This window comes from Ktedonobacteraceae bacterium (genome assembly GCA_035653615.1).
GTDB lineage: Bacteria > Chloroflexota > Ktedonobacteria > Ktedonobacterales > Ktedonobacteraceae > DASRBN01.
Window position 1 is genome coordinate 101760 of sequence record DASRBN010000039.1, and the last position, 23733, is coordinate 125492.

At 51.9% G+C, this 23733-nt stretch carries 24 protein-coding genes; 15 read left to right on the top strand and 9 right to left on the bottom strand.

Features of this window, described 5'->3' with window-relative positions; translation table 11 throughout:
- The first annotated feature begins 572 nt into the window (after positions 1 to 572).
- The 5 genes from VFA09_24110 to VFA09_24130 all read left to right on the top strand — a co-directional run bounded on the left by VFA09_24110 (position 573) and on the right by VFA09_24130 (position 6031).
- Positions 573 to 992, top strand: coding sequence for a twin-arginine translocation signal domain-containing protein (locus VFA09_24110; protein HZU70377.1), 420 nt, complete (start codon positions 573 to 575; stop codon positions 990 to 992).
- 125 nt (positions 993 to 1117) lie between these two features.
- Positions 1118 to 2659, top strand: a complete 1542-nt coding sequence (locus VFA09_24115) for a MauE/DoxX family redox-associated membrane protein (protein ID HZU70378.1) — start codon at positions 1118 to 1120, stop codon at positions 2657 to 2659.
- 259 nt (positions 2660 to 2918) lie between these two features.
- Positions 2919 to 4295 carry a hypothetical protein gene (locus tag VFA09_24120; GenBank protein ID HZU70379.1) on the top strand — a complete coding sequence of 459 codons (1377 nt, stop codon included), beginning with the start codon at positions 2919 to 2921 and terminating at the stop codon, positions 4293 to 4295.
- Between the two features lie 243 nt (positions 4296 to 4538).
- Complete coding sequence (locus tag VFA09_24125; GenBank protein ID HZU70380.1) at positions 4539 to 5162, top strand: cyclodeaminase/cyclohydrolase family protein; 624 nt, start codon at positions 4539 to 4541, stop codon at positions 5160 to 5162.
- The gene (locus VFA09_24130; GenBank protein HZU70381.1) at positions 5159 to 6031 is read left to right on the top strand and encodes a bifunctional 5,10-methylenetetrahydrofolate dehydrogenase/5,10-methenyltetrahydrofolate cyclohydrolase; all 873 of its coding nucleotides are present in this window, start codon (positions 5159 to 5161) and stop codon (positions 6029 to 6031) included. Before VFA09_24125 ends, VFA09_24130 begins: the two co-directional genes overlap by 4 nt.
- Positions 6032 to 6150: 119 nt before the next feature.
- Here the strand turns inward: VFA09_24130 and VFA09_24135 are convergent, their stop codons facing one another.
- Positions 6151 to 6546, bottom strand: a complete 396-nt coding sequence (locus tag VFA09_24135; protein ID HZU70382.1) for an Hsp20/alpha crystallin family protein — start codon at positions 6544 to 6546, stop codon at positions 6151 to 6153.
- Between the two features lie 53 nt (positions 6547 to 6599).
- On the bottom strand, positions 6600 to 6959 hold the full coding sequence (locus tag VFA09_24140; GenBank protein HZU70383.1) for a hypothetical protein: 360 nt from the start codon (positions 6957 to 6959) through the stop codon (positions 6600 to 6602).
- Positions 6960 to 7170: 211 nt separating this feature from the next.
- Between VFA09_24140 and VFA09_24145 the strand changes: the two genes are divergently transcribed.
- The 6 genes from VFA09_24145 to VFA09_24170 all read left to right on the top strand — a co-directional run bounded on the left by VFA09_24145 (position 7171) and on the right by VFA09_24170 (position 10283).
- Positions 7171 to 7623, top strand: a complete 453-nt coding sequence (locus VFA09_24145; GenBank protein ID HZU70384.1) for an RpiB/LacA/LacB family sugar-phosphate isomerase — start codon at positions 7171 to 7173, stop codon at positions 7621 to 7623.
- A 139-nt stretch (positions 7624 to 7762) separates the two neighbouring features.
- A complete protein-coding gene (locus tag VFA09_24150; GenBank protein ID HZU70385.1) occupies positions 7763 to 8434 on the top strand; it encodes an adenylate kinase in 672 nt (223 codons plus the stop codon).
- Between the two features lie 13 nt (positions 8435 to 8447).
- Positions 8448 to 8687, top strand: a complete 240-nt coding sequence (locus tag VFA09_24155; GenBank protein ID HZU70386.1) for a hypothetical protein — start codon at positions 8448 to 8450, stop codon at positions 8685 to 8687.
- A 19-nt stretch (positions 8688 to 8706) separates the two neighbouring features.
- A complete protein-coding gene (bcp, locus tag VFA09_24160; GenBank protein HZU70387.1) occupies positions 8707 to 9204 on the top strand; it encodes a thioredoxin-dependent thiol peroxidase in 498 nt (165 codons plus the stop codon).
- A gap of 122 nt (positions 9205 to 9326) precedes the next feature.
- Entirely contained in the window at positions 9327 to 9959 is a 633-nt protein-coding gene (locus VFA09_24165) for a hypothetical protein (GenBank protein ID HZU70388.1), read from the top strand.
- Between the two features lie 111 nt (positions 9960 to 10070).
- Positions 10071 to 10283 (top strand): hypothetical protein, encoded by a 213-nt coding sequence (locus VFA09_24170; protein HZU70389.1) that lies wholly within the window; start codon positions 10071 to 10073, stop codon positions 10281 to 10283.
- Between the two features lie 81 nt (positions 10284 to 10364).
- Here the strand turns inward: VFA09_24170 and VFA09_24175 are convergent, their stop codons facing one another.
- Positions 10365 to 10916, bottom strand: a complete 552-nt coding sequence (locus VFA09_24175; GenBank protein ID HZU70390.1) for an acyl-CoA thioesterase — start codon at positions 10914 to 10916, stop codon at positions 10365 to 10367.
- A gap of 329 nt (positions 10917 to 11245) precedes the next feature.
- Between VFA09_24175 and VFA09_24180 the strand changes: the two genes are divergently transcribed.
- The 3 genes from VFA09_24180 (at position 11246) to VFA09_24190 (ending at position 17754) form a co-directional block, all read left to right on the top strand.
- Positions 11246 to 14716, top strand: a complete 3471-nt coding sequence (locus VFA09_24180; GenBank protein ID HZU70391.1) for a hypothetical protein — start codon at positions 11246 to 11248, stop codon at positions 14714 to 14716.
- Positions 14717 to 14793: 77 nt separating this feature from the next.
- Entirely contained in the window at positions 14794 to 15624 is an 831-nt protein-coding gene (locus tag VFA09_24185) for a hypothetical protein (protein HZU70392.1), read from the top strand.
- An 84-nt stretch (positions 15625 to 15708) separates the two neighbouring features.
- Positions 15709 to 17754, top strand: coding sequence for a S9 family peptidase (locus VFA09_24190; protein HZU70393.1), 2046 nt, complete (start codon positions 15709 to 15711; stop codon positions 17752 to 17754).
- A gap of 294 nt (positions 17755 to 18048) precedes the next feature.
- Here the strand turns inward: VFA09_24190 and VFA09_24195 are convergent, their stop codons facing one another.
- The 6 genes from VFA09_24195 to VFA09_24220 form a co-directional block, all read right to left on the bottom strand.
- The gene (locus VFA09_24195; protein ID HZU70394.1) at positions 18049 to 19242 is read right to left on the bottom strand and encodes a hypothetical protein; all 1194 of its coding nucleotides are present in this window, start codon (positions 19240 to 19242) and stop codon (positions 18049 to 18051) included.
- A 5-nt stretch (positions 19243 to 19247) separates the two neighbouring features.
- A complete protein-coding gene (locus VFA09_24200; GenBank protein HZU70395.1) occupies positions 19248 to 19775 on the bottom strand; it encodes a GNAT family N-acetyltransferase in 528 nt (175 codons plus the stop codon).
- Positions 19776 to 19802: 27 nt separating this feature from the next.
- Positions 19803 to 21281, bottom strand: a complete 1479-nt coding sequence (gene mtaB / locus VFA09_24205; GenBank protein ID HZU70396.1) for a tRNA (N(6)-L-threonylcarbamoyladenosine(37)-C(2))-methylthiotransferase MtaB — start codon at positions 21279 to 21281, stop codon at positions 19803 to 19805.
- A 155-nt stretch (positions 21282 to 21436) separates the two neighbouring features.
- The gene (locus VFA09_24210; GenBank protein ID HZU70397.1) at positions 21437 to 22012 is read right to left on the bottom strand and encodes a DUF2085 domain-containing protein; all 576 of its coding nucleotides are present in this window, start codon (positions 22010 to 22012) and stop codon (positions 21437 to 21439) included.
- 23 nt (positions 22013 to 22035) lie between these two features.
- Positions 22036 to 22299, bottom strand: a complete 264-nt coding sequence (locus VFA09_24215; GenBank protein ID HZU70398.1) for a glutaredoxin family protein — start codon at positions 22297 to 22299, stop codon at positions 22036 to 22038.
- A gap of 216 nt (positions 22300 to 22515) precedes the next feature.
- Entirely contained in the window at positions 22516 to 22704 is a 189-nt protein-coding gene (locus VFA09_24220; GenBank protein ID HZU70399.1) for a hypothetical protein, read from the bottom strand.
- Between the two features lie 201 nt (positions 22705 to 22905).
- On the opposite strand from VFA09_24220, the gene VFA09_24225 reads away from it, so the two are divergent.
- On the top strand, positions 22906 to 23703 hold the full coding sequence (locus VFA09_24225) for a sigma-70 family RNA polymerase sigma factor (GenBank protein ID HZU70400.1): 798 nt from the start codon (positions 22906 to 22908) through the stop codon (positions 23701 to 23703).
- Positions 23704 to 23733 lie beyond the last annotated feature (30 nt).

A 23733-nucleotide genomic window follows, 5' to 3' on the forward strand; every position in this document is an offset into this window, starting at 1 on the left:
TTCTCTAGCCTGTAGAGGGGCAATAGCGGGCTGTTTTGCATTGTTGCTTCCTTGACAATAGGAATTTGTATACGCTATATTCTTATTGGTGGTTTACCATTAGGGGATGAGTAAACAAATTCAAAAAATCATTGTCAGGCAAATACGTAGTAATTCATTGCCATCTGAGGCATCTATCTAGCCGCTATCTCTGTATATATTCAAATTCCTGTCTTTTCATGTATTTCACCGGGCATAATTGAAAACCTGGATGGACTCCAGGCTCGTGGTTTTATGATCTTACCGGCAGCCCTACTATGGCTGTGGCCTGCATCTCTGTAGAGGAGAGTTGTTTTCATAGTGTAGCCTCGCTTCTCTTGACGGAACAGGGGGTACGTCATGGTAAACGGAATTACCGCGCTTGCGCCGTATTCAACGGGGGGAGCCCTTCTCCATTTTCCTCATCCGCCGGACAGGGAAGCCAGGTGTGATATTGTCCCCGTAGTGCGTGTTTGAGTAGCATTGAGATCACAGCGTCTGTGTTTCTCGGCACTCAATTAAGATTGGCGTTGCACAAACACAAGGAGATGACTATGGCAAACTGGTTCGATCAAGTAACCAAAACCCTGGCCGACAGGAAGCTGGACCGCCGTCAAGCGATGAAGACCATCGCGGGCACCGTAGCAGGCGTGGCACTCGCATCGTATCTGCCTGAAACCGCGCTGGCGAAGGTGAAGAAACACGGGTGTTCGGTGCAAGCGTGTGGTACCTACACGAACTGCCCCAAGGACAAGAACACCAACTGCTACTGCTTTGCTCAGCTCAACGGTAGCGCAGGCTGCGGATGCGACTATGCTTGCGGCTCTGCCCCGCAGTGTATTAATGGCACCCAGTGTCCTAAGGGCTATTACTGCTCGATCACCTGCTGTGGCACCATGGACTGCGTCCAGAAGTGTAACAAGACCTGTACACTGAGTTCGAGTCATGTGGGCAAGACGGCTTCCGGCCACTAGTTTTTCGGCGTTGCGCAATTACGTATTGAACTTCAATGCGTAATAGTGCGGGGTGCAATAACGCACCCCGCACTCCTGCTCAAAAACAGCGTAGCTATTTTTGCCACCGTCAGGAGGTTTCATCTATGAGCATTTTGCTCCTGGTAGCTCGATGGTTACTCGCAGTGGTTTTTGTCGTGGCAGCTCTGGCAAAACTTGCCGACCTTAGAAGATCACAAAAGGCTATGCGTGACTTTGGGATCCCGGCTCCTCTTGCTGCGCCACTTGGGATACTGCTTCCTTTCGCCGAACTTGCTATAACCATTGCGTTGATAGTGACACCAATTACATTCTATGGAGCAATCGGTGCCCTCGCATTGCTCGCCCTTTTCATCATAGTTATCAGCGCGAATCTCTCACTTGGCCGTACACCGGACTGTAATTGTTTCGGGCAACTGCATTCGGAGCCAATCGGCGCGTCTACGCTGATCCGCAACGTGATCCTTGCTGTGATTGCCGGACTGGTCGTCTGGCAAGGAGCCGCATATGGCAATGTAGGTGCGGATACGGTCGCCTTGATCTCCACGCTTTCGGCTTTCGAGGTGTTCGTGTTGATTATCTTGATTGTCCTGGCGGCAGTCGTTGCTCTGGAAGGCTGGCTCCTGGTGCAGGTAATGACGCAGCAAGGAACTATGCTGACCCGCATTGAAACGCTCGAAGGGCAAGCCGGTATTGGAGAGACCGGTCAGAAGCCAGTTATTGGACTACCAGAAGGTGAAGATGCGCCTGACTTTGCTCTACCCGATATCTTCACCGGGCGGATAATCACACTCAAGGATCTGCTGCCGAGCGATAACAGTAAAAAACCGGTGGCACTCACTTTCTCTTCTCCCAACTGCGGTCCCTGCAAGGCCATGATCCCTGATTACGTAGAATGGACTAAAAGATATGGCCATAAGGTTACGATGGCCATGATCACCCAGGGTACTGTTGAGGAGAATGTTGCTAAATTTGCCGAATTCGATGAGAAACCCCTCGTGCTTTTACAGCAAGATATGGAAGTCGCCCAGGCATATGGAGTGCGTGGCACACCTTCGGCAGTCGCAATCCGCTTCGATGGTTCAATTCATGGTGAAATGGCTCAGGGGGAGGGTGACATTAAAATTCTCCTGACAGAATTGACAACCGATTATTCGATGCCTCAAACCAATCCTCTTCTGGAGCCTAATCGTCCGACAGATGGTAGGGCATTTCCAACACCGCCAGAAATCGGTGAACCTGCTCCCGACCTGCTCATGCTGGATTTTCAAGGCAACCTTCACAGGCTCTCTGATTTCCGTGGCTCTCCAACCCTGTTGCTCTTCTGGAATCCAGGCTGTGAATTCTGTGGCATGATTAAGCAGGATGTGCTCGCCTGGGAGAAAAAAACACCCAAAGGCGCGCCGCAACTGGTCATTGTCTCTACAGGTGGCACCGCTAAGGACAACGATGTAGGCTTCCGCTCGCTCATGATCCAGGATGATACTCCCAGTCCTTTCAGCATCCTGCGCTGGTTCAAAGTGCCTATGACCCCTGGCGGCATTCTTCTCGATGAGAATGGCGTCGTACTCGCCAAAGCGGAAGGCGCTATTGAGGTAATGGAGTTGTTCAAGCCCGTTAAAAGAAAGGGCAAACTGGCAACTGTATAGGAGCTGCGGCCTTTCCATTAGTATCACTGCTACAAGGATACGGTTGAAGTGGTAACTTGCATTATAGCGGCAGGTTGCCACTTTTGCTTTTTTGGCGAAATCGTAGATAACGATAACATCATCAATTATAATGAGGTGAAATTACCGACGTTCCCCTTGCAGGCGCGTTTGCCCGCGAAGGCTCCTGTTACTAAAGATAGGCTTCTCGCGTCTTTAGTAAGACAGGGAAACTATCTGAGAGAAACTGTGACAGTATAATATGCAGAATCATCATGTGTTGTTGGATGAGGCGAAAGCGGTTTTACAAAGGAATACCATAACGGTTACCGTTGATGGAAAACTCTATGAACGAGTCATTCCATCAAGAGATTACTATGTGCATCAATGGCTCTGGGATACCGCTGGCGTCGCTATGGGGCTTGTGCATGTAGATGAGCAGGCCGCTTTTAATGAATTGCTCTCATTAGTTGCCGGGCAGTGGAACAACGGGTTAATCCCGCACATCATTTATAATCCAGGCGAATCGAGATATTATCCTCCTGCCTCCCAATGGCAAACCGGCAGCTTTACTAGAAACGGCGTAAAAACGTCGGGTATTACCGATCCTCCACTATTGGCAATAGCTGCTGAATATGTTTATAATCATAGTTCCAATGAGCAGAAGAAATCGGCTTTTATCAAGTCGATACTGCCATCCCTCGTGGCGTACCACGATCACCTGAAACGCTACCGCGATCCAGAGGTGTGTGGATTGCTGACCATTGTGCATCCATGGGAATCGGGAACCGATGACTCTCCCCGCTGGGACAGCGTACTGAAACACATTGATCTGAACGCTATTCCGTCGCAGGTCAAGGCGGATGTTGACCAGAATAGAAAAGATATACGATACCAGGATTCTCAAGAACGACCTACTCACGCAGATTATTACAGGTATATCTACCTGATAGAACTCTTCAAAAGTCTTGACTGGGACTATACAAAAATTGTGCGGCAATCCCCATTTGCGGTAAAGGATATTTTCTTTAATTCGATCTGGCAAAGAGCTAACGAGGCTCTTGCCGCCTTACTTGACACATATGGGAATGCGGAAGCGGCTAACACATACCGGCAATGGGCTCAAGAAACACGTCAGGCTCTCGCAGGCACCTGGGATGCGGCAAATCAGCAGTATTGTGATATCGATGTGACGCAAGGCAACCGTCGCGCAATTGTAGCTCCAACTATTGCTATGTTCATGCCATTCTATGCGGGAGCAGTGACAGATCATCACCTGGACGTTTTATTTCATCGCCTCACGCAGCCCGAAGAATTCTTTACCGCCTATCCCGTAGCCTCAACGGCAGTTAACAGCCAGTATTTCGAAAAAGAGCGCTATTGGCGAGGCCCGACCTGGCCAATCACTAACTATTTTATTATCGAGGGCTTAAAAAAGTACAAAGCGAAACACACGAATCTGGGACAGTGCGCGGATATCATCACCGCCAGAACTATCGAGATGATCGAGGACAACGGGTTCTGGGAATATTTTGATCCAATCGATGACGGAACAAAACCAGGTGCGAAGGGAATGGGTTTTAGCTCATTCAGTTGGACCGCGGCAATTCTAATTCAGCTGTTAAACATGACAAAATAATATGCGGTGAAAAGGCACTCCGGCACTCTGTCATTCTGAACGGAGCGAAGAATCTCTCCGTCCAGGAATCAGATTCTTCGCTCCGCTCAGAATGACAGGGGTGGGTGCTTTCCTGATGCATTACGATTGATCAGCCCCCTTATGTCCTGCTCGACGCTTCCCCATAAAAGATGTTAGAATGCCAGCAGATGATAAAGTAATTGGCATAGGGGAACATACCTTTTTGATTAAAGGGGAGACAACATGTACATCGATCAAACGTTGTTACAATTTTTAGATGATCTTAGCTCCTCGAAACCAACACCTGGAGGTGGCTCCGCATCTGCGGTAAGCGGAGCTATGGGCGCTGCGCTGGCCAGTATGGTGTGCCGCCTCACACTCGATAAGGATGAATACGCCGGTGTGCGCGAGGAAATCGCGACATTACTGGAGCGGACCGAGAATCTACGGCAGCGCTTTCAGCAGCTTATGCAGGAGGATATCGAGGCTTACGGCAAGCTCTCAGAAATCTTCAAGCTGCCGCGCGAAACAAAAGAAGAACGTGCGGCACGCAGCCGCGCCATTCAGGAGCAACTTGCCCAGGCCGCGCTGGTACCGCTTGAGGTAACTGAGGCCGCAGCCGAATTGATGCAGGCTTGCCTGCGTATCTCCGAGATTGGCAACACAAGGGTACTCAGTGACATCGCTACCGGCGCCATGTTGGCCTCCAGCGCGGGAGCTGGGGCAGCCTGGATGGTACGCATCAACTTGCAATCAATGAAAGACCTTGAAAAGGTGACGCTCCTGGGAGAACGCCTCAGCGCCGCTCTTGATCAGATTACAGATGCCAGCCAGCAGGTTACGACGATAGTAGGGAGCAGAACGTGACGGCGCAAATTATAGATGGGCGAGCGATGGGGGCGGAGATCAAAGACGAGCTAAGGGCGGATATTCACCGCTATGTTGAGGTACGAGGACGGCCACCAGGATTGGTCATTGTGCGGGTAGGAGGTGATGCGGCATCAGGAGTCTATAGCAGGGCCATCCTTCGCCTCGCCGACCAGGTTGGATTGCACGCGACGCTCGAACAACTACCTGAATCCATATCGTCTGAAGAGTTGCGGTCAACGCTGCTTGAACTCGATAAGGATGAAAGCACACAGGGCATTATTGTTCAAATGCCCTTACCTGAACATCTTTCGCAGCATATGGTCGCCGATACGGTGATTTCCACTAAGGATATTGACGGCATCAGCCCGCGTAGCGCGGGAAACCTGTTTCTTGGTCTGCCCAGTTTTCTCCCTGCCACTGCCGCATCCGTTATGGAGATTCTTGAACGCACCAGGACTCCGCTCAATGGCAAACGCGCCGTCATCATTTCTCGCAGCAACGTGGTCGGCAAACCGCTGGCGATGATGCTCTTACAAAAAAATGCTACGGTGACCGTCTGTCACTCGCGCACTACCAATCTCTCATGGTACACCCGGCAGGCTGATGTGCTGGTCGCAGCCGCCGGTCACGCCAATATGATTACCGGTGACATGGTTCGTCCTGGGGCCGTCGTTATCGATGTCGGGATTAATGAACTGCCTCAAGGTGGCATTGTGGGCGATGTCGATTTTACCTCTGTCCGTGAAGTAGCCGGGGCGCTGACCCCAACTCCCGGCGGCGTCGGCCCATTGACCAATATACTCTTGCTCAAGCAATGCGTAAAGGCCGCCTGGCAGCAAGCCCGTCAAGAGCCAGGTGACATGTAGGGGCGTACCCTTGAGGTCGCCCGCGATTCGTTTAAAACCCCCTTGAAATGGGTTTGGGATCATACCCAGGCAGGAAACAGTCCCTTGAGGTCACCCACTTTCGCTCATCTTCTCGTAAATCAGTCTAAGCCATGCCCTATATTGCCTATATGTTCTCCGTGGGCCGGACCGACAGTCTGCAAGGTCAGGCGCCCGGGGTATATTGTGTCACTGAGTGGCATTGCCACAACCAGTACGCCATTGCCGTAAGTCACGTTGGCATGTTCTCCATCGACGGTATTGGGCAGCTTGATCTCGCGGTGATAGTCGCCAACGCTCCATTCATCGATGAGCAATTCTTTCACATCCTTAAGTAGCCCTCGCAGCGCTCCATGCAAAACCAACACGCCGTTCTGCGTGATTTCGACCAGAATATCCTCCGGTTCCATACCGGGCATCGGCGCGGCAACCATTAAACGATCGGGAGTGCGGTACATTTTTATCGGAATCTGTTGGATTTTCCCCTCTTCTTGCATGTTCTTCTGCTCCTGTACGCTCAAAAATTGAGTGAAAGCTGAGTGGGTAGTAGTTACTCTCCCTCATTTGGTTTTTGTACTCCACCATGGCCTGTATATCCCATTTCCATGCTCTCTTGCCAGGCAGTGCCCGATTCTTGACCCGGAGAGGGAGCATATTCCCCTGGGCGTTCTTGCGGTTGGTCGGCGGGAATAAATTGTCCCGATTGTTGCTGATTCCTGTCAGGAGGAGACGAGGCCGATGAACTCTGAGCAGCACCTGGTTGGTAACCTGTCGCCTGCAAAAAATTCGCTATAACCCTATCACGCGTGGTACCGGCAGCTTCAGCCGCCTGGTTTAGGTCGTCCATCGTAATATTGCGGCTATCCCCATGATCATCGTTCGGCTTGCCACAGCCACAAGTGAGACACATAACGCTATCCTCCTGTATGTCTAAAAGAAAGTCAGATGTGGTTTCACAAAAGTCTCACGTTTTTTCTTGCTTTTAAGTTTCATGACCACTGGCTTCTTCCCATCTATTCGCATCACATCACGGCTTGAGTCCGAGCAAAGAAATATGCTATGCTTCTATAGAAAGAGCGGCGCGTAGTACAGGCTTTGTTCATGTGGTCACAGGAGGAAACATGAAAATTGCGATTGGCAGCGATGAACGCACCCATCTGACCGACATGCTGATCGAAGAGCTACAGAAACGCGGGCATGACCTGATCCTCTTTGGCCCGCTCGCAGCGGATGATCCCGACGCAGACTGGCCCCAGACAAGCAGTAAAGCGGCGAAGGCAGTAGCCCAGGGGGTGGCAGACGAGGGTATCGTTTGCTGTTGGACGGGCACCGGAGCTTCGATTGCTGCCAACAAAGTGCCAGGCATTCGTGCCGCTCTCTGCCACGACGCCGAAACCGCTCGCGGCGCGCGCATCTGGAATCATGCCAATGTACTTGCGCTTAGCCTTCGGGCTACATCGGAACCCATGGCTAAAGAGATACTGGATGCCTGGTTCGCCACTCCCTATTCCGAGGATGAGTGGAACAGGCAGCAGATTGAGCGAATCAGCCAGCTAGAGGCGCGTCATGAGTAATGTTTTTAGCTTCTAGCGAGAGATTCTTCGCTTCGCTCAGCATGACATGCCCCCGCGGAGGCATGTCATGCTGAGCGCAAGAAGCCGAAGCCCTGAGCAACGAAAGGGAAGAATCTCTCGCCAAAGAGAAAGAGGAAAAATGATGGATATCCTGCTGATTGGAGCACCAGGAGCCGGCAAAGGGACACAGGCGGAGAAGCTTTCTCAACTCTTCTCGCTTCGCCATATCGCCAGCGGAGACCTGTTCCAGAAAGCTTTTGAAGAGCAAACGGAACTGGGGTTAAAAGCGCGTAGCTATGTTGATCTGGGCGAACTCGTCCCCGATGAAATCACTATTCCCATGGTGATGCGTCACATCGAGGAACCGGAGAGTTCGCAAGGTGTGGTGTTGGATGGCTTCCCGCGCACACTGGCCCAGGCGCAGAAGTTGGATGAAGAACTGGCGCGTCTCAACCGGCAGATCGACCTGGCCATCCATCTCAAGGTTTCTCGCGAGGAGCTACTCCAACGACTTGCCGGCAGGCTCTTCTGCAAGGCAAATCAGCACGTGTACCACACTAAATTTCGCCCCCCGGCAGTGGCAGACAGGTGTGATCTGGATGGAAGCAAGCTCTATCAGCGCGCTGACGATGCCGGAGAAGCCATGCGCAGGCGCCTCGTCATCTACTTCAACGAAACCGTCCAGTTGCTTGACTACTATAGTCGGAAGAATAAGCTGCGAGAGGTGGACGGTGATCAGTCCATCGATCTTGTGAATCAGTCGCTCAAAGACATCATCAATAACTATATGGAGGAGAACGCGAAGGCGTAAGGAGATTGCATCCATGACCAACATCTTTCAGGCGCTTGCCAATGAAGAAAAATTGACCGATGAACTATTCGCATTCATTACCGATGATAATGCGGATCATCGAAACGAACGTGCCATTATCAGCGTTCTGCACGAGGTCATCCCCCAGATGGTCTCGGTCGCCGAGTGCATGATTATCGATGGCGTCAATGAGCGACACTATGTCGCTGATTATGTACACGCCGTCTTAAGCGGCGAAGGGATTATGGACTGATTCACCCAAGGAGAATTTTATGAGTAATTCAGAGGTTCAGGAGCAGCAGGCTGCTCCTGATTTTATACTTCCCGCAGTTGGGAATTCGGATGTTGTAAAAAATGGCCAGGTACACCTGCAGGAACTGAGAGGACATCCGGTTGTTCTTTACTTTTATCCAAAAGATGACACCCCGGGTTGTACAAAGGAAGCGTGTTCGTTTCGCGATGCCAATCGTGAGATGCAAAAACGCGGCGTCATTGTTCTGGGTGTCAGTACCGATGACGTGCGTTCGCATCAGAAATTTGCCGGTAAATACGATTTGCCTTTTCCATTGCTCTCCGATACGGATACTGCTGTCTCGAAGCTCTACGGCGTTTATGGCGAAAAGAACATGTACGGTAGAAAGTACATGGGCGTTAACCGTGCCACTTTCTTGATCGATAAAGATGGCATTGTGCGCAAAATCTGGCCAAAGGTCAACCCGGATGGGCATGCTGGTGAAGTACTCGAAGCCGTCGATGCGCTGAAACTATGATGTAGCTGAGAGGCTCCTTCAATTCGTGAAGTAAATAGTGATTGCATACGGTTTTCGCAAGCTCTCATGAGCAATAGTGATTGACTATAAAATGAAAGACGAATTTGAAAGGAGCCTCTCTAATGATCAAGCTGAAATCTGGCGAGCAGCGCTTGTTGCTCTGCGCGTCAACCGGTCTTGTGCTCATAATGTTGCTGGCGGCCTGTACTTTTGGCGGCAGTAGCGGAAATTCAGCGAAACCAACCCCAACACCTACTCCCAGACCCACCCCCTCACCAACCCCAACGGCTCCTCCACTGGTAACTTATAGCGGAAATGGTTTTACCATCGGTTATCCCCAGGGATGGAAGGTGACACCGCAGGGAAACAATGCCATTCAATTTGCTGACCCTTCTGGCATTTATAAATTTGCTGTGGCCGTTACGCCGAATCCAGAAGGGGTGCTCACTCCAGAGCAACAACTTGCAGCTGCTCTGAGCGCGGGCAACTCAAATTTGAAAAATCCTCAACCGGTGAATGTCCCTGCCACCACAACAGTTGGGGGCGATACATGGAGCCAGAAAGCTGAAACTGGAAATACGACTGTCAATGGTCAAAATACCACCGTCCAATTAGTAGCTCTTGCTGATAACCATCCGGCGAATTCCCCTTCGACTAAATCATATCTGATTGCGTATGGCACCGGCCAGGCCATTTTCCAGGCCGCAAATACGACCTACTTCCAGCCCATGTTGCAATCATTCAGGTTTAGCTAAGTTTCAGTTGCTTTCCCTGTCACGGCATCTCTATTTACTGAGATTTAACCAACGTATCGTGATAAAAGCAGGAAGTGGCGAAGGAATGATTTTTTAAGGAGGTATGTTTTCATGTGGCTCTGGAAAAAAGAAAAAGAATACCAGTTGACTCCAGTTCCATCCTACATACGCGAGTACCTGACTCCACAGGAAAAGCGAAGATTGAGCGAGCGGCGCGAACGCCTGAGCATATACTCTGAGTTTGTGTGCGGGCCAGAAGAGCGCAGGCTCAGATTCTTGCGCTGGCTGGTGCAAGAGGGCAAGCTGCAAGGGGATACACTCTAGGAAAACGAAAATGATTTCAACTCCGACTCCTGACAGGGCGCACCCTTGCGGTCACCCTGGCTTGCCGGTAATGGGAGTCGTTCAACTCTGTTCATCTATCTGCTTTAATTCCTCCGTGATCTTCTGCCTTTGCATACGACGCTTGCGGGCTCGTTCTATGATCGCCTTTTCTGTATCATTGGCAGGCACAAGCGGAGGTACAGGCGTTGGTTTGCGATTGGCGTCCAGAGCTACATAAATGACGTAGCTGCTGGCAATATGGCGAACATCCCCCGTGATTAAGTCTTCGGCCATCACTTCTACGCCCACTTCCATGCTGGTGCGTCCGACATAGTTCATTTCGCAGTTGATAGAAACAACGTTGCCGATGTAGGCGGGAGCCAGAAAATCGAACGCCTCTACTCGTGCTGTGACCACAGTGGGATTCTGACTGTGTTTGATCGCTACAATAGCTGCCGCCTCGTCAACCATGCGCATAATCACACCTCCATGCACATTACCATGCGCATTCGCGTCGATCAGCTCCATAAGCCGGCGCGTGGTACTTCGCGAGTACGCGATACTCCTCCCCTGCGTCACATCGACTTCAGGAAAAGCCTGCTGCCTGTTTGCCAGTTTCTCGAATGGATTCATACCGCTTTCTTCACCTCAAGAACATATGCTTCTCTAACTTTTCTCTATTATGCCACCCTGGTAGCAACCTTTCCAATGAAGCTCTCCATTTTTAGGTGCATAGCATCCTGGCAATGAAGCCGTCAAACTCAATAACGAGGAAGCGGCAAGAAACTAATAGCGAGTGGTGAAATGGGTCATATGACACTCATCTATTGCATTGAACATGACGTAAGCTCTATGCGAGGTACTCTCTCAGCTCTATTAGAATACGCGTGTATTATTCATTTGTATTATTCAAGATGAGTTTGCCTCTCTTGAGGGGCAGATTCATTCAAAGGAAGTGTCATATGACCCAGATGTCTGTATCGCACTGTGATAGTTGCGGTTTGACAATCAATCCGCAGGCGGGGGAGAATTGTCCTCGCTGTGGCTATCCGGTCGATCCTTCAAAAGAAGAGCAATTTCTAGAGGCAGCAATACATGATCTTCAACGTGTTGCCAGGTACGGAGGAGCTAATCTCACCGTCGCCGGACTGATACAACGTTATCAATCCCGCCTCAACTACTTGCAAGTTTTCGGGACAAAAGCCGCTATAGCCACTACTGCTCCAATCCTTTCAGTAGAAGGTGGGCCGGCCAATATGCCATTGACGAACCCATTTGCAACTCCCGTGCAGGAGGTTGCAATCGGACCGGTTTCGCCTCCAACTTCAACTTCACCGGTTCCAGAGCCGGCCGGCGAAAGACCTCGCGGCGTCTTTTCCTGGCGGGCGTTCTTTGCGGATCAGGCCATCAATATTGTTGCCTCGCTCGGCGCATTTCTGATACTTGTAGGCTCACTCAGTTTCGTCGTTACTACCAATAACCCCTGGAGTTCCTTCCTTATCCTGTTTATTGTCCAGGCAGTTTTCGGCAGCACCGGTATTATCACATATCGTTACCCCACCTTCCGCGTCGTTGCGATCATTTACACCGTCATCTTCGCGCTCCTGGTTCCACTGGTCAGCTTCTCTGCTTACAGATTAGCCGCGGGAAATCTGATCCCGCTCAGTGTGCCTACGTTAGTGGCTATTGCAGCCATCTATGCCGCCGTTGTCTATATCCTGCTGGCAATCTATCAACGGGCAACGACATTTGCTTACCCAGGCATGGCATCTCTACTCCTGGCAGACCTTGCCATTGCCGATGCCTTTCATGCTGGCGTCTGGTGGTGGCCCAGCGCCCTGATGGTACTGGCTTTTCTAACGATCATCTCTATCCATCCTACCTCTTACAACCGGCTTTTTAGTGACAGGACCGCTGTGCTGCTTATTCCAGTGCGCGTTTTGATGTATACGATAGTTATCGTCGCGGTATGCTTCATTTTCTCTATTCTGCTGCTTTCCAACGCAAATCTCTTTCCTACAGGGCAGGCAGCCGAAGTGCGCTATTCAATCCTGGTCATGTCGCTGCTCCTCTTGTTGTGGACCTCCCTCGCGCTCTGGCTAAGCGGGCAGACGAAATGGACATTGCTCATTGCATACCTGTTCCTGGCAAGCGTGCTAGCCTTTTGCTATGCCCTCGGTTTGCAGCCAATAGGATACACACTGGCTCTTACCGGCCTTGCCCTTTTCTATCATGGCATTAGTCGTTTCGCGAATCGCAGACTCCAGCCATTTGGCCTCCTGAGTATTGGTTTGGATCAGCTCGCGCTGGTGCTGGCATTTATCCTACCTTTTATCGCCTCACCATGGTTACTCTTCCAACTCCTGTTTAGAGCGTATGGCGTCTCTACCGACGCGCCTTTTGTTTTCAAGGCAAGCTGGCAGACGGTAGCGGAACTGCTTGCAGTAGGATGTGGACTTCTCCTTACAGTAAGCATCACCTTCAGGCGAGCTGGCTTGCGTAAAACGCCGGTCAAAGCTGCCTGGTGCTGGTTGCTCCTCCTGACCGGCTTCTTGCTCACTTGTGAGTACAGTATTGTAGTGCTCGCGCTGAATATCACTCCAGCGTGGCCTTTCTTTGGCCTGGCACTTGTTCTGGTCGCTTCCACTGTCTTTGTTCGCCGGCGTATAGGGGCAGCATGGGCTAATCCCCTGGATGTCGCCGCATTGATCGAAATGGTTTTTACCCTGATCCTTAGCCTGACTTTGAATGAAAACGCTATCATCACACTATTGCTCCTCTTTGCCGCGCTGACATACGCTGTTCTGATCTACCAGCGCCGTTCAGAATGGCTATTCTTGCCGCTCGTTTTTGCGATCCTGGCATTACCACCTCTTGAAAGCCGTCCAATTGTGATGCTGGTCATGGGCGTAGTGCTGCCACCCGCATCTGTCGCTGTTCGTCGCTTCATCTCTGAAAGAAGGAATGTTTCTCAGCCCGGTCAAACCTCGAATATGCGGCTGACAGGTTTGTGGGAATGGCCACTGCTGGGTATAGCATTGCTCTATAGCATCGTCTTCTCGATACATGACATATATGCTGCTACAAGTACTGTGCAGGAGGTAGCGGGCCTGGCATTTCCTGTCGGGGTGGAGATTGCCCTCCTGGCGCTCAGCTGGTATGGATCTGCCGCTGCCGCACGGGTAAAAGTATGGCTCATCCCATCTATAGTTTTTGCCCTCGGCGCTGTACTTATCCCCAGCAATTCTTTCTGGGCACTGGTCGTGCTGACGCCGCTGACTGCTTTACTCGCTATGGGAATCAATCGTTTTGCGGGCAGAGATTGGGCGTTGCCATTAGCGATTGTAGCCATTCCTGGCGCTGTGATGACCGGTTACACGGCAGGGATACAGCATCACCAGTCAATATTGCCCTGGGTACTGCTGGGTTATGCCGTACTTGCTCTGCTCATCATGCTGGTGGAGCGCTTGCCTGAAAAGCTCGTGTTTCCGGTAGCTCTGGTAGCCTGGAGCATTGCTGTCTGGCAGCCGCCTCTATCAAATGTCCAATTGATGATTTCCTATAGCCTGCTGTGCGCGCTGATCTTTGCGTCACAATACATCTGGAGAGTAATTCCACCGGCAGCCAACAGAATTCCTGCGCCGGTTGTACACACTGTCCTTGGTATAGGTGGACAGGTAGTAGTCATACTCTACATTATCGCGCAGGGTGGGCTTTTTGCCAGTTCCGGGCTGCTGGCACATGTTGGGGCCGGGGCGCTGCTCGAGTTGGCAATCCTGCTGTTCTGGTATGGAAGTGTGCATAGCGGAAATATCAAGCGCCTGCTTGCCACTGAAAGCGATGCAGGGAAACGCGAAGCACGCCTATCCCAGGCCATAAGAGTGCGTCACTGGTGCAATTACGGAGCCGGATTACTGCTTGCATTGGTGGTCAGCTGGGAGCTTTCGGCATTTCACCAGACCCGGCTTGACCTGTTATCCATTGCTCCTGCCAGCTACCTCTTAGTAGTCGCGCCATTCTTACCGCGTGATGAGGTATTGCCACAACGACACAGGGTGGGGCAACTTGTCTCATTCCTGGGTGCCGTTCTTCTCCTCTTGCCATCATTGTGGTTGAGCTTTAACGATAGCAACCTGTTGTCAACACTCATCCTCCTGAGCGAAGCGCTGGCCTTGCTGGCCCTGGGAATTGTGACGCGTGTACGAAACCAGGCATTACCAGATTCAACCGGCGTTGATAACTTCACTTCCTCCACGCTGGTCTACGCGGGCGTTAGTATGATTATTGTAGGAGCTATGCGCGCCTTATTCTTAACAGGGCAGGGTGTTCCCGTCGTATTAACATCTGGCGGATTGATCCTGATCGCCTTTGCTACCGGTTTGAAGCTGGCGAGCAATCGTTTCCTGGCAGGTAAGGAGTCTAAGTCCTTATAAATGCTACATTGCTGATTGTTATGATAATTTCCTTCCCTTGTGGTATGATGGTGTCAAGTCAATAAGAGGAGGAAATTATGGAGCTTTCGCTACGACTTGATACGCTCGGCCTTGTGGAAATGCGTTACTTGCGGAGTAGGGAACGGTATAGGGACTGGCCCCCTTTTCTCCTGATGGCGGCATCGCGGCAGGCACGTATTCTGGCATACTTGAGCCGGGAAGCCGTCGATCAACTGCACCAGCAGGTTCTGGCAGTGGAGGAAGCAACCGGCTTAGGAATTGAAGATGGGGATGAGGAGGAAGATGACGAGATTGAGAATGATGAGCTGGCCGGGCACGAAGAAGGTAGCCAGACCGATCCAGAGGGCGACGACTTTTCACCTGCCTTTGCCCAGGCTCTTGAGCGTCTGAACGACCTGGCTCGCCAGCGTTTACCTGATGCGGCGAGTACTACGAATACTCCCGGCGAAGAATTAAGCGCCATAACTGAGAACGAGCTATCAATCGGAGATGAAGAGGATGCCCTTGAACAATTGCAAGATGCTTTTGTCCAGATGATGGAGGTCGTGCGCGAACTTGCCGAGGAACTCTCGACCGATGCGCTCAAACTCACCACCCGCTTTCGCTGTGCTCGCACCGATATCTTCTTCACTCAAGCCGATCCAACCGAAGAAGAGGATGAAGAGGATGAGGATGAATCCGCTGAAGAGCGGGGAGAAGAGAGCATAATGCCGGTCGAAGTTGAACTGGCGCTGGTCTTGCGCCTGTATGAAGAAGGCCGGGCCAAAGCCGATGATCTTCCGGCCATTGAGCTTCAGCTGGATGTGGACGACTTCGAACATTTGCACGAATCGCTTGATGTTGCTCTTGAGCGCGATAGGCGCAGCCGTCGCCGTCGCGGTTCATGAAAATACCAGGGTGGTTCTCGGTGCCAGAATTACCCTGCTTCCATTCGTTTGAGAAACTAGAAAAAGAGGATGAGGAAAATATCTATGTCTGCTGACTTACGCGATATCACTATTGAGGATCTCTACCAGTTCAAGTTCGTGGCCAGGCCACGTATTTCGCCCGATGGACAGCGAGTAGCTTTCGTTGTCACCACCATTGATAAGCGCAACTACGAGTACCGTTCTTCGATCTGGGTGGTTGCCGCAGAGGGTGGCGAGGCGAAGCGTTTTACCTATGGCGATGGTAATGCCAATAGCCCCTGTTGGTCTCCTGATGGCCGCTGGCTGGCCTTTGTCTCCGAGCGCAAAGGCGAGACGACCGGTAAGAGCGAGAAAGGACAGAAAGATCTGGGCAAGGATAAACCCCAGATCTGGCTTATTCCTACAGATGGCGGCGAAGCTCGCCAGCTGACCTTCATGCAGCACGGCGCGTCTAACCCGGTCTGGTCGCCGGATAGCAAGTACCTGCTATTTAACGCCGAGGTCGGGCCAGCCGATGAGGAAACTGAAGATGGCAAGCCTCTGCCCAAGGCGCGCGTCATAGACCGGCTCTGGTATCGTCTTGATGGCGTCGGCTTTATCTACGAGAGGCGCAATCACCTGTTCCTGCAGGATATCAACGGTGGCGAGCCGCAGCAACTGACCGATGGGGACTGGGATGATAGCGATCCTGCCTGGTCGCCTGATGGTTCGCGCATCGCCTTTGTCTCCAGTCGCCGCGATGACCGCTGGCGTCTGCCTGCCCCCGATGTCTATACCATGACTATCGAGAATGGGAAGGCAGGCACACTCCAATGCCTGACCGATGGCTCGCTTTCTTGCAACTCACCCGCCTGGTCGCCTGATGGGCAAACAATCGCATTTCTGGCCGCCCTCAAATTGCGCTCCGGCGGCCATGTCGATGTCTACACGATTGCAGCGAATGCGCAAGAAAGCGCCGCCACATGCCTGACTAAGGAGTTCGAGGGCAGTTTCCAGGACTGGACGAACAGCGATATGGGCGACGAGCATCTTTCCCCCGCCCCGGCCTGGTCGTCCGATGGCAAAACGCTCTATGAACTGGCCTCGCACCGCGGAGCCACCCGCATTTTCGCCATACCCATCGAAGGAACTGGCGCACATCCTGCCACGCTGACTCCCGGCGAAGTGCATGTGCGAGACTTTAGCGCCGATAAATCCGCCGGTAGACTGGCAATGCTGGTCGGCAGTCCAACCAGAGCGCCTGAAATCTATGTGCGTTCAACCGCTTCCAACGGTGAACTGCGCCGTCTGACAGGCTTCAACGATGAACTGTTCAATTCTCTGGCGCTCGCAACGCCTGAGTATATGTCATATACCGGAGCCGAAGGTTGGCCCATGGACGGCTGGATTCTCAAACCACGCAATTTCGACCCCTCGAAGAAATATCCGCTGATCGTGGAAATTCATGGCGGGCCTGCAACGCAGTATGGCTATGGCTTCTTCCATGAGATGCAGGTGCTGGTCGCTGCCGGTTACGTTGTCCTCTACACCAACCCGCGCGGCAGCATCGGCTATGGGCGCGACTTCTCGCTGGCAGTACGAGGGGCCTGGGGCGAAAAAGACTCACTGGATATCATGGCCGGGGTGGACGCGCTATTGCAGAAGGGCTACATCGACGAGCAGCGCATGGGCGTCACAGGCGGCAGCTACGGCGGATTCATGACGAACTGGCTCATAGGTCACACAGACCGCTTCAAGGCGGCAGTCACCCAGCGCAGTGTCGTCAACCTGGCATCCGACTTCGGCTCCTGCGACTTCGGCTGGACATTCGCCGATGACGAGCTGGAAACAACCCCCTGGGATGACCTGGATGCCTACATGCACATGTCGCCCATCAAGTATGTGAAGCAGATGCATACGCCCCTGTTGATCTTGCACAGCGAGCAGGACCTGCGCTGCAACATCGAGCAGGCTGAGCAACTTTTCGCGGCCCTGAAATACCTCGGACGCGAAGTGCTATTTGTGCGCTTCGAGGGCCAGAGCCACGGCCTTTCTCGCGGCGGCCATCCAAAACTCCGCGTCAGGCGGCTGGAGCTTATCCTGGACTGGTTTGAAAAGTACCTGAAGTAATCTGATGCCTCCATTTGAATACTCGAAACACCTGGGCCTGATTTCACCCGATCAGTTCCAGGCAGCATGGAATCGGTTCGGTTTGGGGAGATTTCTCCACGCCGAACCGATTCCATGTGGCCTATTTGGACAGAATGTCTTTCTGACCAGTACAGAGGGTACCTGTTCAATATCTGGGACTATTTTCAGCGTAACGGTAATCTACCCTGGGATGAGAACTTAACGCTTTGCGAGTGGGCGAGTACATATATCTTTTGCCTCGACCTCTTACTGCCCTAAAAATACTGAGGTTCATTATGCTTGCAGCATCCCGATCTTGTCGCTTCCTGCTTCGGTGAACCAGAATGTGTTGTTGCTTCCCTCTACAAGCCCCAACGGCAAACTGCTGGGTGTGGGAATGGTGTAGTAGGTAAATCGCCCGGTCGCGGGATCAAGACGCGCAAGCACATTTTGAGCAGAAACCGTCATCCAGACGTTGCCCGTGTTTGAGTCGGCCAGCACTCCATAGAGTCCACCCGAACCACTGCCTGAGCCGCTTACCGTTGGCGCATCATATGTCTTGAACTGGCCGGTCGCTGAATCGAGGCTCAAGAGCATGGAATTGAAGGTCGTGATCCAGAGCAGGCCGTGAGAGCCGCTCGTAATCTCCATAATCGCGGTATCTTTCGCTGTTGAAACGGTAAAAAATTGCATCTGACCTGTTGAAGGATCGAGGCGACCAACGCGGTTTTGACCAGATTCCGTGAACCAGACTATGCCCTGTGAATCGACTGTGATTCCATATGGATCGATTGTCTGGATGTTTTGCTTCGTAGCAAGGGGATATTGCCGAATGGAACCGTTGCCTGCATCGAGCCGCCCGATAGCGCCGGCATTCAATTCTGTGAACCAGATGTTTCCATTCTTATCAAGCGCAAGATCATTGGGAGCGCTGGGCAACGTGAGCGTTTTGCCGGCATTGCTGGGATCAGGGACAGTGATCGAAGGCAATTGATAAATCTGGAAACGACCCGTCTTTGGGAAGTAATGTCCAATGTAATCGGCGTATTGCTCTGCGAACCAGATCGTATCATCATCTGCAACTTCCACTCCCATCATGCCTGATTGTCCATGGGGCGGCTTTATCTGCTGGAACTTACCTGTATGCGGGTCAAAAACGGCCAGGAAATTCTTGTTCATTTCGCCGAACCAGATGCGCCCTTCGTGATCGATGGCAGGCCGCATCAGCCCGCTATTGGTTTGTGGCAGTGCATATTCGTGGAAATTTCCTGTAGCCATAACGGCGGGAGTGGCGGCTTGCTGGCTGGAAGCGGTCGGAGAATCGATGGGGCCGGTGGCCGAAGATTGGGTGACAGGGTCTCCACAGGCCGCAAGGAGCAGGGAGAGCAACAGAATGGGAAGAATAGCGGACAAGGCTTTAACATTCCATCGAGGGCGCACCCTGGCGGTCGCCCTGGTCTCTACTGCCCTTTTCATCAGAAATCTCATAGCTATCATTCCTTCAGCAAGACGCTTATATCCGTCCAGCCGTATGCAATCTCCTCGATCACGGCTCCACTGATCTCGAAGTGGTTCGACTTTACAAATTGCCCGCCTAACGCCTCATAAAAGCGCCGCGAAGATGTATTTCCGGCAAATACCCACAACATCATCGATTGTGAACCCATCGCCAGAAAGCTCCTTATCAATGATCGCGTAAGATCACGTCCGATGCCCTGTCCCTGGTACTCCTTCAAAACGTAGATGGCATATAGCTCGCTCTGGTATTGTGGTTCGTTATAGCGATTTGGCCCCCCTGTCACAAAACCAATGATTCGGCCCGTTTCGTCCTCCGCGACAAAAGTGAATCTGTCCTCTCTGGCCCTACTTAAGCCTGTTTTCCATTCCTTTTCACGTTCCTCATATGAAAGATTTGCAAGGTAATCATCCGGCACAATACCGCGATAGGTTGTTCGCCATGTATCGACATGCACCCTTGCGATACCGGCGGCATCTTCAACACGTGCTGCTCGAATAATCATACACGTTTCCATTATCTATATTGACGATCATTCCACAGCGATTCCTCGAATACCATCATCAACCAGTTCGTTCAAATGGGCCTTAACAAGCCTATTTTGCCAGTTGCGATCTGTATGGTCAGGATGGTCAGGGAGACCATCGATTTCGACGCGCAGGTAATTGTCGGTCAATCCTTCCCAGCGGCCATGTTTGCGAGCTTCGATGAGTACCTGCATCGTCTCGCCCAGGAATTGCTGGCGGAAGAGCCGGGCATGTTCATCGTTCAACGCAAGTAATCGTTCGCTGCGGGCCTTCTTTACTTCCTCTCGAATCTGCCCTTTCATACGCGCTGCTGCCGTACCCTGCCTTGGGGAGAAGCGGAAAACATGCGCTTTAGCAAATTGAAGTTGTGCGGCAAGCTGGTAGGTCGCCGCGAAATCATCGTCGCTCTCGCCCGGGAAACCGGTGATGATATCGGTGCTGATGGCAATGCCTGGGACGAGACGTTTGGCTGTGGTGATGATCGTGGCGTAGCGTTCGCTATTGTAGCGCCGGGCCATGCGTCGCAGGATATAATCCGAACCGCTCTGCATCGGCAAATGAAGGTGGCGGCACATGCGGGGATTTTCCCACAATTCTAGCCATTCCAGGCGAAAATCTTCCGGCTCCAACGAAGAGACGCGAATGCGCGCGATATCGGTTTCATGCAGCAGGGCTGCGATCAAGTCTCCCAGGTCGCGCTTTTCATCATCTTCGGGATGGTAGTCTCCCAGGTGAATGCCTGTCAGGACGATTTCCTGGAAGCCGGCTCGTGCCTTACGCCTCACGTTTTCGACAATCGATTCGATGCTGCGGCTGCGCGATGCTCCCCGTACATAGGGAACGATACAGTATGTGCAGCGATTATTACAACCATCCTGCACTTTCATCTGTACGCGTGTTCGTGATAACAGTCGCGCACCGGCTGTTTCGGCCACGCTCACGCTATCCGTAACAAGCGCAAGCGTGGATGGATTGTCTGGCTGTGGCTCTTGTTCAGCAGGATCAATGGATAGCGAGCGGTCGCTGCCGATATGTTGCGCATCGAGGTGAAGCACCGGCAAGGCACGACCATACCCCGTGCTTGATGATTCACTCCATGGATTTTTTGATTTACTTGCGGTCTCGTATTGTTCCTTGATAGCGTTTGCTAACTGGTCCTTGCCTGTGTTGCCTACTACCAGGTCTACTCCGGGCAAGGCTGCGACCGCTTTAGGATTCATTTCTGCGTAGCAACCGGTGACGACCAGTAACGCACCGGGATGACGGCGACGCGCCTGGCTGATCATCTGTCGCGAACTGCGATCTCCCAGGTGCGTTACAGTGCAGGTATTGACGATATACACATCGGCGATCTCGCTGAAATCGCGCTGCTCGAAGCCTGCCTCGTCCATCTGTTCGCTGATGGCTTCGCTATCGGCCTGATTGACCTTGCAGCCCAACGTGGCTACGGCAAAAGTTGTTTTTGATGATGATTGATCTCGCATATATCTGTATTCTTCTGGATTTTTTCACGAAATGGGAAAATGTTCTCTCGTTTATACTACTGGCTGATTATACCGTATTCCACGCCTGTTGGCGATATGTCCCCTACTCAGTAATACCTGAGCAGGTTACGCGGGCATCATAATTTCAAGTTGGTTCATCGTGCTATCTGGGATTGGACTGGGGTTGTCTCGAGGATTGTCTTATGGATCAATGGCAGGGCGAACCAGATATTTCCCAGCCCGAAAAGCGTTCCGGTGAGCACTCGCAGTTGCCAGGTGCTTTCGCGCAAGCCGAACATCTGTGTTGTCCCATCTATAGCCATGGGCAGGATCAATAATAGCCATAGCCACCATGGAATACCGGGCAGGCGTTTTTTGCTCAACACAAAAATCAGGCTCGTAACGAACATCGAGCTATAGATGGAGAAGTTACGCTCGCACATGCCAAGCTGGTGCCCGAAAATGTAGAACGAGTGCGAGGGGATCTGCGCGCAAACCAGGTGCAGGGCAAAGAATATTTGTTTGGAGAGCGCATCAAGGCCAAAGTACGAGAGAAAAGGAACGCTCAGTGCCGCGAAAACGATGATTCCCAATATATAAGTGAGCAGGGTGGCCCAGTGATTCAGCAGAAAATCACCTATATACAGGCCGAGGCTATTCATAAAGTTGTTCAGTGCCTGCCTGCGTGGTGAATACGTGTTATGGATGTCTTGAACCTGTTGTAGCGCCATGCTATTTTTCTCTCTTACACAATTTATTCCAGGTGAAAAGCCTCTGAAAGCTCGGCGTACTGGATGCGGCCTTCGAGCAGCGTACTGTCGTTGATGATAATCACCGGTATGCGATAGCGATATTGCTCGAATACCTGTGGGTCGCTGCGAATGTCGATCTCCGTCAGTTCATATTCGGTTTGCGCCGCGATATCTTCGAGCATATCACGCGCTTCCTCGCATAAGTGACAGCCTGCCTTCGTATAGAACACCACCCGGGTCGTTGCCGGTCGTTTTGCCTTATCCAAAAATATGACTCCATACAACTTTGCTTGTTATCGCCATCTTACCATACTTAGAGACAAGATGGTAGGGTCTGTATGCCAGATTCGTCAGTTTTGCGGCATGAAGAAACGCGGCATGGCCGGAAAAGCAGGTCATCAGATATATCCGCTTTTCCGGCCATGCCGCGTTTGTTTGGCAAAGATTGTGTACTGCCCTGGCGCAGTCAGACTTTGTGCTGTTTAGCACATCCTGGGCGGAGCCGGGCAGTACCAGTTGGGATCATCTGCCAGCTGGCTGCTATGAATGCTCGTGTGATGTTGAGGCATAGCTTGAAGCGTTGCCATACGTACCGTCCAGCCAAACAATCCTGCTACCAATGCTAAAGCCATTGCTACAAGTACAATAAATTTCTTCATAGAAAGTACCATCGAAGTCTCCTTTTCTTTTGTGAGCGAAAGGGGCTTCCTTCCGCCCTCCCCGTTTTGATGAGGGCCATTTCTCTCCGTCTATTGAGGTAGGTGAGAGAAAAATGGCAAAATCTTGCAGTTTGGGGGGAATAAAAATTAGAGGCTTTTAGGAGACAAACTGTCATTGCGGAGTGTGTAATCGTCAGGATAGAAGGTGAGGCCATGATCGAGTCAGGCAGTGATCTTCGTTCAGATATTAAAGGTGTAGCCAGAAATGCTGTGCGTGCTTACGCACAGAGCATAGTTTCAGCGGAATGGCTAGAAGAGCAAATTTTGATGGACTGGGAGGGTAGGCGCTGCGGAGAAGACCCACCATCACGCTCAGTTCTGATACGCATCGCGCAGAGGATTTGTAGCCAGAAATTATACGAGGCCTGGCGCTCCTCTGACAGCCACCTGAGCGAACTGGCTTTCGAAAATCTCAGGCGCTACCTGGAATTTTCATTATCTCATAGCCGCTACGCTCAGCAGCTCGCACAACTTGCGCATGCCGTGGATGATGTCCTGAATCAGACTCTGGTGGAACTTCATCAAGCCCTGCTTCGCACCACATCTGCCGGACCAGATGACCCGGCAGCTTTCCTGAAATGGACGCAAACAATTGTACTCCGCCAGGCACACACTTTTTTGCAGAAAAACCGGCGCGAGCAACATATCTCACTGGATAATCAGCCCGAGGGGTTTATGGAGCAGTTCGTTGACAGCAATAATGCCGACCCCCAGGAGCAAGTAGTGCGAAAGGAATTGCAAGAAACTCTTAAAAATGCTATTCTATCCTTGAAGAACCCCCGTTACCGGGACGTGCTTCTCTGCACCTACCTGGCAGGTATTGATGAGGGTGAACTGGCGTCGCGGTTAGGTGTGCAGGTACAGGATGTCTACATGTGGCGACATCGGGCGTTGAAAGCGCTCCGTAGCAAGCCGGAAGTGATGCAGGCTCTTTGGCCATGGCTGCGGTAGCAAGTTCTCGTTGAGCTGATAGGGGATTCA